Below are 13,144 nucleotides of genomic sequence, written 5' to 3'. Positions count from 1 at the left end.
CGAAGCCTCGGCGGCGGCGGGGCCCGTGAGCCGCCCAGCCGCCTAGCTGCCCAGCCGCCAGCGGCCGAAAGCCCGAAGCCTGTTGGCAGGAGCTTCCATGATCGAAGAGACCGGAAAGGTGTTGGAGGTCCGGCCCGGCCGGGCCCTGGTGGAGACCCAGCGGGGCAGCGCCTGCGAGGGGTGCGCCGCCCGGGGGGCGTGCGCGCACCTGGGGGGTGGCCGGGAGGCCCGGGTGTGGGTTCAGGACCCCCTGGGCGTTTCCCCGGGCGACCGGGTGACGGTGGCCGTGCCCGAGGCGGCCGTGGTGAAGGCCTCGTTCTGGGTGTACCTGGTGCCGGTGCTGGTGCTGGTGGCGGGGGCGGTGGCGGGGAACGCCCTGGGGCCCCGGTTCGGCATCGGGCCCGATGCAGGCGCGGCCATCCTCGGGCTCGTGGCCATGGCGGGCGCCCTGGTTGCGTCCCGGTGGGGCGGGCGCAAGACCGCCATGCCCCGGATCGTGCGGAGGGGGTGAGGTGGCCAAGAGGTCCGAGGGCGTCAAGGTGGTGTGCACCAACAAGAAGGCCCGGCGCGACTACCACATCGAGGAAACCTTCGAGGCCGGGCTCGTTCTGCGGGGGTGCGAGGTCAAGAGCCTGCGGGAGGGCAAGGCCAACCTCACCGACGCCTACGCCTGGGTGCAGGACGGCGAGGCGTGGATCTCGGGGCTCCACATCTCCCCCTACCCCCACGGCCGGCGGGAGGAGCAGGACCCCGACCGGGACAAGAAGCTCCTCCTGCACAAGTACGAGATCCGTCGCCTCCACGGGAAGGTGCGACAGAAGGGGTACACCCTGGTGCCCCTGCGGGTGTACTTCCGGGGCGGCCACGCCAAGGTGGAGCTGGGGCTGGGCCGGGGCAAGAAACACTACGACAAGCGCGAGGACCTCAAGCGCGCCGACGCCCAGCGGGAGATCCAACGGGCCATGCGCCGCCGTTGAGTTGGGGCCTTCGGCCCGCTGGGCGGCTCTCGAACCGCACCAAAGCTCGGGGGCATGGGGGCTGCTGGAGAGCCGCGCGCGGCCATACCAGCTGTCAGAATTCAGCTCCGGTAGGCCGCGAGGAAAGCCTCCCACCCCACTTTCTGTAGAGCTTCGCGCATCGGGGGAGGCGCCTTACGCTTCTGCCCTCTGTCCTCCGGACCCCGGCTCCTGAACAGCAGGCCCCACGCCCCCCGCCGCCAAGGCCCCCGGATCACGGAACGTTACCCTTCCCCGCTGCCCGGCCCCGAAGGGCCTGTTGCCAAGTTGCATTCAAAACGATTGGCCCCGTGCCGGAGGGGCAGGGGACTTGCCGGAGTGTCGGCTGTGGAAGGATGGGAGGCGCCAGTGGACGGCGGGGAACGCAGGGTCCGGTTTCGCAGGCAGGACTACGTGCTCACACCGATCGGGCCGGATGATCCCGAGCGGATCGCCTCGGCCGCTGGGGAGCCGGCCTTTGCCCGCCGGTTCGACCCGGAGCGGTTCGTGGCCGGGCTGGCCGTGGCGGAGGACTCCCGGCCGGACCGGGAGCTTGGGTTCTATGCCGTGGCCCACAGCGGGGACCCGTCGGTGCTGGACGACACCCTGATCTTCGTGGTGCCCCCGGCCCGGGGCCGGGGCCTGAGCCATCTCCTGATCTACGGTGTGTACCAGGACCTGCTGAAGCGGCCCGGCATGTTCTGCCTGAGCGAGCCCGGCGAGATGCCCCGGCTCGACCTCCACGTGCGGTGCGGGTTCGCCCCGCCGGTGCGGCCCCTAGTGGACGGCCGGATCCGGGTGGGCAAGTACGACCTGCACACCGTGCTGGCCCGGCTGGAGTCGGAGGACGAGATCGTTCCCCTTCCGCCCCTAGACGACGTTTCTTGGTGAGAGGGCCTTCCATGTAACTTCGGTCGTCGGTCTACGGTCAACGGTCAACGGTCAACGGTCAACGGTCTGGGGCCTTCGGCCCGCTAGGCGGCTAGGCGGCCTTTGAGCCGCACCAAAGCTCGGAGGGCATGGGGTTTCAGGGGCCAGCATTCAGAAGTCGGTGGACAGGAAGAAGGCTCTTCGATCCCCCGAGAGGATCCCCCCGAGAACTCAAGCTGCTTTTCGGGATTTCCTGTCTCCTGTCCGCTGAATTCCGGTTCCTGAAACCCGTGCCCCGCCGCCGGCAATGGCCCCGGACCACCGAAAGTCGTTGTTAGGGCCCCCCAGGGCCGAAGGGGGGTTCCTCCTTCGGCGGGCCCGTCGCAGTACGCCCGTTGACGGGTCGTCCCACCGTGGCCTAGACTGCCCCTGTGTCTCCGAGCGACTCGGCCTACCGGTTCCCCCGGGGGCCCACGGCCGGTTCGCCGACGGGTCGGGGTGGAAACGCCCCGGCCTCCCGCGTTCGGAAAGGAGACGGGCCGACCGGTGCGATGAACGTGTGCGCCCTCCCCGTCCGTTCGCGGGGAGGGTTTTTCGTGCTTACGGTTCTCGCACGGCCGGGCTCCCCGGCCCGGCGCCCGAGGAGGGGATGGACTACCTGGTTCTCGCCCTGTCCCATGCCTGGGGCCTGCTCACGGGCCTGGATCCCGACGTGTGGGCGGCCGTGGGCACGAGCGTATGGGTCTCGGGGGCGGCCTCTGCGCTGGCCGCGGCCGCGGCGGTGCCGGCCGGGGTTGCGGTGGCCTTGGGCCGGTTCCCGGGACGCCAACCCCTCCTGCTGGTCCTGAACACCCTCATGGCTCTGCCCACCGTGGTGGTGGGGCTCCTCGTGTACGGCCTGATCGGCAGGCAGGGCCCCCTGGGGTGGTTGGGCCTCCTCTACACCCCGCCCGGCATCGTGCTGGGCGAGTTCCTCTTGGTGCTGCCCCTGATGACGAACCTGGTCGTCTCCGCGGTCGAGGGGCTGGACCCCCGGTTCCTCCAGACCTGCCGGGCCTTGGGCGCGGGGCCCTGGGCCACCGGCCGCATGGCCCTGTGGGAGGCCCGTCTGGGCGTGCTGGCCGCCCTGGTGGCCGGGTTCGGACGGGCGGTGGGTGAGGTGGGGGTGGCCATGATGCTGGGCGGAAACATCCGGGGGTACACCCGCACCATGACCACGGCGATCGCGCTGGAAACGAGCAAGGGGGAGTTCGAGCTGGGCCTGGCCCTGGGCATCGTGCTCCTGTCCGTGGCCCTGGGGGTGAACGCGGCGTTGTTCGCCCTGCGCCGGAGGTCGGCATGACCGCGTACCGGGCCGAGGGGCTGCGGATCGCCCGAGGGGGGCGAGAGGTGCTGCGGCTGGAGCGGTTCGAGGTGCCGGCCGGCGGCCTGGTGGCGCTGGTGGGGGCCAACGGGTCGGGCAAGACCTCGCTGCTGGAGGTGTTGGCGTTTCTCCGTCCCGCCTCGGGGGGCCGGCTTTGGTTTTTCGGATCCGAGGTCTCCCCCGGCGGAAGACCGCCCGCCGGCGTGGGGTACCTGCCCCAGGCGCCCTACTTGTTCGACCGCTCGGTGGCGGCCAACGTGGCCTGGGCCCTGCGGGCCCGGGGCGTCCGCGGACCGGAGGTGGCCCCCAGGCTCTCGGCCGCCCTGGAGCAGGTGGGGCTCGCGCCCCTGGCCGACCGGAGGGCCACCCGGCTGAGCGGGGGAGAGGCCCAGCGGTTGGCCCTGGCGCGGGTGCTGGCCCTGGAGCCCCGGGTGCTCCTGCTGGACGAGCCACTAAACCACCTGGACGCCGAGAGCCGCGAGCGCATCGAAGCGGTGGTGGACGCCTGGCGCCGGCAGAGGGGCACCACGGTGGTCCTGGCCACCCACGACCCGGCCCAGGCCCGGCGGTTGGGCGCCGAGGTGTGGCGGGCCGAGGGAGGGGTGTTACGACCCGGCGGCCCCGACAACGTGTTCCGGGGCCAGCCGGAACGGCACGGGGGCGACGTGTTCGTGGCCGGGCCCTTGCGCGTGGTGGTGGAGCCGTTGCCGGCCGATGCCCGGGTCATCGAGGTGGACCCCCGGGAGATCGTGCTCTCCCGGGAGATTCCGCCGACCTCGGCACGGAACCGGCTGCGGGGCACTGTGGTGGAGGCCCGGGTAGCCGACGGCGAGGTGTGGGTCACCCTGGACTGCGGGGCCCGCCTGGTGGCCGTGGTGACCCGGTCGTCGTGGCAGCGCCTGGGGCTCACCGTGGGCGACGAGGCCGTGGCGTCGTTCAAGGCCACGGCGGTCCGGGTTTTGGGAGGTTAGCCCTCCTCCTCCCCGAGCCGGAACCGCCCCACGGCCCGCTCGAGGCCGTGGGCCTCGGCGGCCAGACCCTGGGCGGCGTGGGCCAGCTCCCCGGTCTGGCCGGCCACGTCCCGGCTCACGGTGGCGATCCCCTCCACGTTGTTGGAGATCTGCTCGATGGCCGCGGACTGCTGCTCGGCGGCCACGGCGATCTGCCCGATCATCTGGCTCACCTGGTTCACCCGGTCCAGGATCGCTCGGAACGCCTCGCCGGCCCGGTCGAACACCTCGTGCGCTTGGGCGGCCTGGGCCCGGCCCTCGGCCGTGGCCTCCACGGCCTGGCGGCTCTCCTCCTGGGTCGAGCGGATCGTGGCCTCCACCTCCTTGGTGGCCTTGGTGGTCTTCTCGGCCAACTTCCGCACCTCGTCGGCCACCACGGCGAACCCCCGGCCGTGCTCGCCGGCCCGGGCCGCCTCGATCGCGGCGTTCAGGGCCAGCAGGTTGGTCTGGTCCGCGATGTCGTCGATCACCCGGATCACGTGGCCGATGCTCTCGGTCTTGCCGCCCAGTTCCTCGATGCGGGCCGCCAGGCCCTCCACCATGCGGGCGATGCCGTCCATGCGGGCGAGGCTCTCGGAGAGGATCTCTTCTCCCTCCCGGGCCACGTCGGACATGTGCTGGGCGTTTCGGGCCACCTCCTGGGCGTTCTGGCTGACCTCCAGCACCGTTGCCGAGATCTCCTCCACGGCGGCCGCCACCTCGGAGGCCTTGTGGCTCTGCTGGTCGGCGCCGCCCGCCACCTGCTGGCTGGAGGCCGAGATCTGCTGGGCCTCCCCGGCCACCCTCCCGGCCGCCTCGGACACCCGCCGGATCAGGTCGACGAGCCCGCCCCGCATCTCGCCGTACGCCCGGGCCAGAACCCCCAGCTCGTCCGAGCGGTGGATCTCCACGGACGCGCCCAGGTCCCCGTGGGCCAGGCGTTCGAACGCCTGCCCCAGCTGGCCGGCCGCGTTGCCCACGCCGCGGGCGAACCAGAACCCCACCAGCACCGCGATCCCGATCGCCACGGCCGAGGCACCCACCGTCACGTCCCGGATGGCCCAGGGGATGGTCAGGAACTCGTCCTCATAGCTTCCCACCCCGATCACCCAGTCCCAGGGCTCGAAGTAGAGCACCCGGGCGATCTTCTTCCGGGCGCGGGGCTCGCCGGGGTTCTGCCACCAGTACTCCACCCAACCGTCCCGCATCGAGAGCATGTCCCGGATGAACGGCTTGCCCCGGGCGTCCTTGGCGTCCTTGACGTTCTTGCCCTCGAGCTTGGGGTGGAGCACGGTGGTGCCGTCCGACCGGACGGCAAAAGGGTACCCGGTCTCCCCAACCCGAAGTCCCAAAAGGGCCTTGCGCAGCTCCGGGCCGGGCTCCTTGGCGCCGGTGGCCTTGTAATAGCCTTCACATAAGAGGAGCGCCGCCTGGGCGAGGTTGTCCACCTCGGTGCGCATCTGTTCCAAGGCCTGGGTGCGGGCGATCTGGTACGCAGTGATTCCTCCCCCCACCACGGGCACGGTCACGAGGACGGCGACCACCAGCGAGAGCTTCGTCTTCAGCGACATCGGCGGATCTCCTCCGTGGGAACCCGAGACGGAACCGTTGCATCGTCCCTATCGGAGGCCGTGGGCGAGGGCTTTAGAAAAGGGAACACGAGTGTGCTTCGGGTTCTTCCCAGTAAGTTCGGTCGTTGGTCGTTGGTCGTCGGTCGAAAGCTCGTCTCGACATCGGGTCGGGGGGCATGGGGGCTGCTGGAGAGCCGCGCGCGGCTCCTTGGCTCGCCGCGCAGCGCCTCCAACGCTCGCACCGTGAATTCGTTCGTGCCCCGCCGAACGCTCATGAAGCCACCGCCGGTGCCCCATGCCTGCGCGGCGAATCTCAATACCCGGCTTCGCGCGCGGCCGGAAGCAGGCCCCATGCCCGCCGCCAGCAACGGCCTCGACCAACGCTAGTTACCCTTCCCCGTTGTAGGGTCGCGCAGCGGCCGAAGGGGGCTTCCATGTAACTTCGGGCCTTCGGCCCGCTAGGCGGCCAGGCGGCTCTCGAACCGCGCCAAAGCCCGGGGGGGCCGGTTTCGGGTCGGTTGCCGGCGGTGGTAGAGTGGGCCCGATCGCCTTACCGTTCGAGTCTCGGAGTGACGCCCATGGTCTTCGCCCGACGAGCCCGGGTGCCCGGAGCGGACGAGCCGGGGTTTCCGGCCGCGTCCCTGCTGGCCGCCACGGCCATTCTGGGGGTGCTGCTGGCCGTGGCCACGGCGCGCAACCTGGACCGAGAGCGCCACCTCATGGAGCGGTTCCTGGCCCAGGAGGGTCTGACCCTGATCCGGGCCATGGAGGCCGGGGCGCGCACGTCGCTCCGCACGACGGACGCGTCCCAGAGCCCGGTCCGGGTGCTCGTGGAGGAGACGGCCCGCAGCCCCTTGGTGGCCTACGTGTGGCTGGTGGACGAGCAGGGTCGAGTGGTCGCCTCGGCCGGGGACCTCCCCGACGGCGGCCCGGCCCCCCTGCAGAGGGTGCGGGAAGTGCTGGAGGCCACGGGCCCGGTGAGTCGTCTCGTGTCCAGCCGGTCCGGCGAGGAGATCTTCGAGGTGGCCCGGCCGTTCGAGCCCCTGGCGGGCCAGGGGGCGGCGCCCATGCGTCGGCGCTGGGAACGCTGGTGCTCCATGGGGCCGGCCGGTCGGGGCCGGGTCGTCGCCGACGCGCCGGCCTGCCGGCAGGCGATCTTCGTGGGGCTTCACACCCGGGAGTTTGCCGAGGCCCGCGCCCAGGACCTGCGCCAGGGCCTGATCCTGGGCGGCGTGCTCCTGGTGGCCGGTGCGGCCGGTCTGTACCTGGTGCTCCTCTCCCACCGGGTCCGAGGGGTGCGCGCGGCCCTGGCGGACCTGGAGAGCCACACCCGGGACGTGATCCAGAGCCTTCCCGACGCCCTGGTCACCCTGGACCGCCAGGGGCGGGTGGTCGGCCTGAACCGGCGGGCCGAAGAGCTGTTCGGAACCAGCGAGAAGGAGGCTCGAGGCCGGGCGCTCCGTGAGCTCGTGGGCTCCGGGGCCTGCGAGGCCCTGGAGACCTGGATCGGCTCAGAGGAGGGCGTGTCGGAGCGGCCGGCCGAGTGCCGGGCCGCCGACGGCGCCGTGGTGCCGGTGCGGGTGAGCGCGGCCCCCCTGACCGATCGTCATGGACGGCGGGCGGGTACGGTGCTCCTGATCCGGGACGTACGCGAGCTGCGGGCCGCGGAGGAGCAGCTCGAACGCTCCCGTCGACTTGCCGCCTTGGGCCGGATGGCCGCGGGGCTGGCCCACGAGATCCGAAACCCCCTGGGCACCCTGAGGGGGTTCGCCCAGTACTTCGGGGCCCGCAGCGGGGACGACGAGCAATCGGCCGGGTACGCCCGCGTCATGGTGGAGGAGATCGATCGGCTCGACCGGCTGATCTCGGCGCTCCTGCAGTTCGCGCGGCCCCGGGAGCCGGAGCCCCGGGACGTGGGCGTGGCATCCGTGGTCGAGCGGGTGCGAGCCCTGGCCGAGGCCGAGGCGGCCCAGGCCGGGATCGCGCTTCGAGTGGACGTGCCCGCCGAGCTCACGGTGCGCGCCGACCCAGACCTGCTGACCCAGGTGCTTCTGAACCTCGTCCAGAACGCGCTCGCTGCCACCCCGCCGGGGGGAGAGGTGTCGGTCGCGGCGTGGGAGGAAGGGGACGAGGCGGCCGTGGCCGTGGACGACACCGGCCGGGGACTCACGCCGGAGGAGCGAGAGCACATGTTCGACCCCTTCTACACCACCCGGCCCACGGGCACGGGCCTTGGGCTGGCCGTGGTGCACCAGATCGTGGAGCAGCACGGCGGTCGGATTCAGGTGGAGAGCATCCGAGGCCGGGGCACCCGGGTCACGGTATGGCTGCGGACCCGGGGTCGGCCGTTCCCTTGACCGGGCATAGGGGCTCTGTCTAAAGTAAGAAGCACACTCAATCCGGTGCCGGGATGCGTCTGCTTCGAGATTCCTGTCAGGCCCACGTGGCCTTGGTCTTCGTCCTGGTCGTGTTTGCCCTGCAGGCGGCCACGATCCCCACCTGCGCCTGGTCGGCCCAGGTCCCGACGGTGCGCCCCGGGTGTGCCCGGACGTGTCTGTTTTCCGAGAAGGCGCAGTCCAAGGGGGAGTGCTCCTTTGCGAGCTGCTCCTGTTGCGCGCCGGGCCTTCCGGGAATCTCGGTGACCCTTCCCCTTGTTCTCGCCCCCCGCCCGGCTCCCCCGCCCTCGTCCCGCGGGATTCCGGTGCTCTTCGCTAGACCCCTCCCACCCATCCCCATAGCCATCTCCTAAGAGTCGGTACGACGCTTCTGCGTCCGCGGAGGTACCCTCCGCGGACGCCCGCCGTGTTGCGCCCCGTGGCGCCGTGACATCCGTACCTCTCCGGAGAATCCATGTCGACAACGACGGCCTCGAGATCTGTCGGGGGAGCGGCTGCTCCAGCCGCCCTCTCTCTGGCGGCCGCCCTTTTGGTCCTGGTGACCGGGTGCGCCGTCTCTCCATCCCTGCCCACCGAAGAGACGGTGGTGTGGCAGGGCCAGGTGAGGGTGACCGATGACGTGATCATTCCCCGGGGGACCCGCCTGATGATCGAGCCCGGCACCGTGGTCCGGTTCGCGTTCCGGGACGACGACGGAGACGGGTGGGGAGACGCCGTCCTGAGGGTTCAAGGGGCGCTGGTCGCCCGGGGTACCGCCGAGGCCCCCGTGGTGTTCACCTCGGACGCCCAGCCGGCCGAGCCGGGGTTGTGGGGGGCCGTGCGGGTGGACTTCGGGGAGATCGACCTGCGCTACACCGTGGTGGAGGGAAGCAGCCGGGGGCTTCACGTGCACTTCTCCCGGGGGCGGATCTCCGACTCGGTGCTGCGGCGAAACATCGACGGCACCCGCCTGGGCCAGGACGTGCTCACGGTGGAGCACTCACTCTTCTACGGCCACCCCGGCAAAGGCCTGAACCAGCGCCTGAGCCAGAACCGGGTGGAGCTCAACCGGTTCCATCACAACCGAAACGGCCTGTTTCTGTTCGAAGGCGATCGGGGGTCGGTGTTTCGGAGCAACGCGTTCCGAGCCAACGATCACCCCTTCCGGCTGGGCGACTTTTTCACCGGCACGGTCCAGGTGGAGGCCAGCGACTGGGGTGGATCCCCGCCGTGCGAGGTGGGCTCTGCCGCGGATCGCCCGGACGCCCAGCTGGTGGAGGCGCCGGGCGAGGCCGGCCTGGCCGGGCCGAGGCAGTGGCCCTGGTGGGAGCCCGCTGCCGCCGTGCCCGAGAACCCCGGAGGCGACCCGCCTGCAGCGACCGGCCAGCGCGCCGATTTGGTTCTCGACGCCGTGCGGTTGCGGGTGGCTCCGTCGGATGGGATCCAGGCGATGGCGGGCGAGCCCGGCCGGGAGCTCTGGAGCCGGAGCCTCGGAGCCCCCGTGGTGGCCGGGCCCGTGGCGGCCGGCCCCGGTCTCGTGGCCGTGGCTACCCGGGCCGGAAGGCTTTACCTGTTGGACGCCCAGACCGGGTTCGAGCGCGACGCTTGGGAGTTCGGCCCCGACGCGGTCACAGGCATCGCCCCTGCAGAGGGCGGCGGGGTGGTGGTCACACTAGCCGGCGGCGAGATGCAGGTGCTGAGGGTGCGGACCCTGCCCCGGGAGGGCACGCCGTGAGACGGGGGGGCGTCTGCTGGGCGCCGGGGGTCCTGCTCCTCGTCCTGATCGGGGCGACAGGAGGCTGGGCCTGGGAGGGCCCGGCCGTGCCCCCCGAGGCGCGGGCCGTGGGGGCCCAGACCCTCTCGGCCGGGCAGCTCGTCTGGTCGGGGGCCCTCCGGATCACCGGGCCGGTGGTGGTTCCGGCTGGGGCCACCCTGATCGTGCGACCTGGCACCCGCGTCTTCTTCGACCTGCCGGAACCGGCGGAGATCGAACCGGGTGCGGCGTGGATCCTGGTGGAGGGGCGTATCCGGGTAGAGGGCACCTCGGATCGGCCCGTATGGTTCATCTCGGTTCGAGAGCGCGAGAACGAGCTCGAGAACATGATCGACGTACGCGAGGCCCGTTCCGCTGAGTTCCGGTACGCGGTGTTCACCAGGGGGCCGTGGGGGCTTCACCTCCACAACACGCCTGCGCTCGTGGAGGGATGTGTGTTCCGCGGCAACTACGGCGGCGTCCGGTTCAAAGGGGGGCCCGTGACCCTCCGGCGGAACCGGTTCGAACACAACCGGATCGGAGCGCGGCTCTGGAAGGCCTCTCCCGTGTTTCGAGACAACGTGTTCAAGGGAAACCTCACCGGGATCTTTTTCCGGGAGGCGGTGAACCGACCGGTAATCAAGGGAAATTTCTTCGACGATCGGGAGTACGACATCAAGCTGGGTGAGCTCCAGACCACCGACGTGGACGCCACGGGCAATCGCTGGGCCGCGGCCGAAGCGGCGACCATTCCGGAGCGCATCTTCGACGGAGCAGACTCAGAGGGGGTGGGGAGGGTGCTTGTCGAACCCCGGCCCTTGCTGGAATCCAAGGAGAAGCCGCAGCCGTGAAGGGAGACTCTCGCCGTCCCGTCGTGTTCCTGGCCGCTGTGGGGGCTCTCGCCGGCCTGGCGTTGCTCGCCGTGGGTGGGCGCTCCGCCTCCCAGACCTTCCGGATCGGTTACATGATCTGTAACTCGGTGGAGGAGACCCGAGAGCGGTTCGCCCCGCTGACCGCATACCTCTCGGAGGCCACGGGCGCCCGGTTCGAGCCCGTGTACCTCAACACCTACGACGTGGAAGAGGCGTTCGCGCGGGGGGAGTTCGAGTTCACCCACACGAACTCCCTTCTCTACATCACCTTGCGGGAGCGGTACGGCGTGCGGCCGATCGCTGTGGAGCGGAGGGGCTCGTTCGGCGCAAAGACCCGGGGGGTGATCATCGCCCGAAAGGACTCCGGGCTCCGGAGCCTGAATGATCTCCGGGGCAAACGGCTCGTGTTCGGCCCCCAGTGGGCGCCGTTCGGTTTTCTCGCCCAGTACGCCTTGATGCTGGAGGCCGGCGTGGACCCGGAGAAGGACCTGGGGTACTACGCGATCCCCCGGGGGAGCTGGAAGCACCAGAAGATCATCTACTCCGTGCTGTACGGCGCTTTCGACGCGGGAACCGCCCCCCTGATCGACCTGGAGGAGATGGCCGCCGACGGAAGGATCGCCCCCGACGACTTCGTCATCCTTGGGCAGAGCGGCCTGGCGCCCTACTGCACCTTCGGTGCTTCGAAAGAGGTCCCCCGGCGTTGGGCCGACCGCGTTCGGAAGGCCCTCCTGGCCCTCGACGAGCAGACCACGGCGCGGGTGGGCGACGAGACCCTCCTCGTGCTCAAACGAGCCCAGATCCGGGGGTACGACGAGGCCAGGGACGTCGACTACGACGAGCTGCGTCGCTGGGCCCGGCTGGCGAAGATGCCCCCTTACGAAGAGTATTGACTCCCACGTCCTGCAGATCAGGAGGAACGAGATGCTGCCCACCGTTCGGACCATCCTTTGCGCTGTGGACCTTGAGGCCGGTACCGACACGGTGTTCCGCCAGGCCGCGGGCCTTGCCGAGAGCTTCGGGGCCCGGCTGGTGGTGGTGCACGCCGTTCGTCCGTTGGGGCCTTCTGCGAAGGCCCTGCTGAGCATTCACCTCTCCGCGGAGCAGATGGGAGAGATCCGGCAGCGGCTCCGAAACCAGGCGGCCGCTCAGATCCGAGCGCACATGGACCGGGTCTGCCGGGAAGAGACGAAGAGACAGCCCGAGGGGGATTCGGACTGGGTCGCCCTGGTGGTCGAGGGTCAACCCGCAGAGGTGGTGCTGGAGGAGGCGCACAGCTGCGGGGCGGACCTCATCGTGATGGGCTCCCACGGCCACACCGCCGTGGGAGAGATGGTTCTGGGAACCACGGCGCACAAGGTGGTTCTGCGCTCCCCCGTGCCGGTGCTTCTGGTTCCGGTGTCAAAGAAGGGTGGGGGCGAGTGGGTCGGTTGAGCAAGGCTTGCTGTGGAGGATGGCATGATGAGGATGCGGCGGTACTTCCAGCTGGGCGCGAGCCTGGGGGCCAACGGCTGGATCAAGGGGTATTGGGTGAAGGCGGTCTACCAGGGCGCGGCCAAGGGGTTTTGCGTGCCCATGCTCAACTGCTATGCCTGCCCTTCGGCCGTGTTTTCCTGTCCGGTCGGGGCGCTCCAACACTTCATGGTGATCCGGGCGATCCCGTACTACGTGCTCGGGTTCCTTGGGGCGGTCGGCGGGCTCGTGGGGCGGATGCCGTGCGGCACGTTGTGCCCGTTCGGGTACTTCCAGGAGATGCTGTACAAGCTCCCCTCGGTGAAGATCTCGATCCCCAAGTACCTGCGCCCGTTCCGGTACAGCGTGCTGGTCATGCTGGTCTTCGTGATTCCGTGGATCACCTCGGAGAACTGGTTTTCCAAGCTGTGCCCGATGGGCACGCTCACGGGGGGGATCCCCTGGGTCACCATCAGCGAAGACATCCGCCGGATGATCACCGATCTGTTCTGGATCAAGATCTCGATCCTGATCTTTTTCACCGTGTCGTCCGTGATCGCCAAGCGACCGTTCTGCCAGACCACCTGCCCCCTGGGCGCCTTGTACGGCCTGTTCAACCGGTGGAGCCTGGTGCGCCTGCGTTGGGAGCCGGCCAAGTGCACCCACTGCGACAAGTGCTTGGAGGTGTGTCCCATGGAGATCAAGGTGTACGAGGGCGCCAACACGGGCCAGTGCATCCGGTGCCTGGACTGCACCGCCTGTGAGGCGATCTCGGTCACCACGGTCCTCTCCCCGGAGGGGGAGCGCCCCCCTGCCCCGGTGGAGCCGGCAAGGCAGGTGGCGTAGTACCGAGTTGCGTTCAACCAGGGCTTGCATCCTCTCTTTAACTTCTTTATATATGAGC

At 70.3% G+C, this 13,144-nt stretch carries 12 protein-coding genes and 1 riboswitch; of the genes, 11 read left to right on the top strand and 1 reads right to left on the bottom strand.

The features are described from left to right. The first annotated feature begins 97 nt into the window (after nt 1-97). From DEFCA_RS0111890 to DEFCA_RS0111870, 5 genes are all read left to right on the top strand, one after another. Complete coding sequence (locus tag DEFCA_RS0111890; RefSeq protein WP_025323241.1) at nt 98-511, top strand: SoxR reducing system RseC family protein; 414 nt, start codon at nt 98-100, stop codon at nt 509-511. A gap of 1 nt (nt 512) precedes the next feature. Further along, nucleotides 513-977 carry an SsrA-binding protein SmpB gene (gene smpB / locus DEFCA_RS0111885; protein WP_025323240.1) on the top strand — a complete coding sequence of 155 codons (465 nt, stop codon included), beginning with the start codon at nt 513-515 and terminating at the stop codon, nt 975-977. Between the two features lie 366 nt (nt 978-1,343). Next, nucleotides 1,344-1,886, top strand: coding sequence for a hypothetical protein (locus DEFCA_RS0111880; protein ID WP_169709565.1), 543 nt, complete (start codon nt 1,344-1,346; stop codon nt 1,884-1,886). A 412-nt stretch (nt 1,887-2,298) separates the two neighbouring features. Next, nucleotides 2,299-2,401, top strand: a riboswitch (molybdenum cofactor riboswitch). A 113-nt stretch (nt 2,402-2,514) separates the two neighbouring features. After that, nucleotides 2,515-3,207, top strand: coding sequence for an ABC transporter permease (locus DEFCA_RS0111875; RefSeq protein ID WP_025323238.1), 693 nt, complete (start codon nt 2,515-2,517; stop codon nt 3,205-3,207). Beyond that, nucleotides 3,204-4,199, top strand: a complete 996-nt coding sequence (locus DEFCA_RS0111870) for an ABC transporter ATP-binding protein (protein ID WP_025323237.1) — start codon at nt 3,204-3,206, stop codon at nt 4,197-4,199. Before DEFCA_RS0111875 ends, DEFCA_RS0111870 begins: the two co-directional genes overlap by 4 nt. On the opposite strand, the gene DEFCA_RS24240 is transcribed toward DEFCA_RS0111870, so the two are convergent. Further along, nucleotides 4,196-5,788 (bottom strand): methyl-accepting chemotaxis protein, encoded by a 1,593-nt coding sequence (locus tag DEFCA_RS24240; protein ID WP_025323236.1) that lies wholly within the window; start codon nt 5,786-5,788, stop codon nt 4,196-4,198. The genes DEFCA_RS0111870 and DEFCA_RS24240 overlap by 4 nt on opposite strands. A 578-nt stretch (nt 5,789-6,366) precedes the next feature. Here DEFCA_RS24240 and DEFCA_RS0111860 point away from each other — a divergent pair. The 6 genes from DEFCA_RS0111860 (at nt 6,367) to DEFCA_RS0111830 (ending at nt 13,086) form a co-directional block, all read left to right on the top strand. Beyond that, nucleotides 6,367-8,145 (top strand): two-component system sensor histidine kinase NtrB, encoded by a 1,779-nt coding sequence (locus DEFCA_RS0111860; protein ID WP_025323235.1) that lies wholly within the window; start codon nt 6,367-6,369, stop codon nt 8,143-8,145. 493 nt (nt 8,146-8,638) lie between these two features. Continuing rightward, a complete protein-coding gene (locus DEFCA_RS0111850; protein ID WP_084319143.1) occupies nt 8,639-9,898 on the top strand; it encodes an outer membrane protein assembly factor BamB family protein in 1,260 nt (419 codons plus the stop codon). Beyond that, the gene (locus DEFCA_RS0111845; protein ID WP_025323232.1) at nt 9,895-10,767 is read left to right on the top strand and encodes a NosD domain-containing protein; all 873 of its coding nucleotides are present in this window, start codon (nt 9,895-9,897) and stop codon (nt 10,765-10,767) included. Before DEFCA_RS0111850 ends, DEFCA_RS0111845 begins: the two co-directional genes overlap by 4 nt. Continuing rightward, entirely contained in the window at nt 10,764-11,681 is a 918-nt protein-coding gene (locus tag DEFCA_RS0111840; RefSeq protein ID WP_025323231.1) for a phosphate/phosphite/phosphonate ABC transporter substrate-binding protein, read from the top strand. Before DEFCA_RS0111845 ends, DEFCA_RS0111840 begins: the two co-directional genes overlap by 4 nt. A 31-nt stretch (nt 11,682-11,712) precedes the next feature. Continuing rightward, the gene (locus DEFCA_RS0111835) at nt 11,713-12,222 is read left to right on the top strand and encodes a universal stress protein (protein WP_025323230.1); all 510 of its coding nucleotides are present in this window, start codon (nt 11,713-11,715) and stop codon (nt 12,220-12,222) included. A 24-nt stretch (nt 12,223-12,246) separates the two neighbouring features. Then, the gene (locus DEFCA_RS0111830) at nt 12,247-13,086 is read left to right on the top strand and encodes a 4Fe-4S binding protein (protein ID WP_025323229.1); all 840 of its coding nucleotides are present in this window, start codon (nt 12,247-12,249) and stop codon (nt 13,084-13,086) included. Nucleotides 13,087-13,144: the final 58 nt, after the last annotated feature.

This window comes from Deferrisoma camini S3R1, assembly GCF_000526155.1.
Classification (GTDB): domain Bacteria; phylum Desulfobacterota; class Deferrisomatia; order Deferrisomatales; family Deferrisomataceae; genus Deferrisoma; species Deferrisoma camini.
The sequence above is the reverse complement of the archived record's forward strand: the minus strand, read 5'-3'. Positions and strand labels throughout refer to the sequence as shown.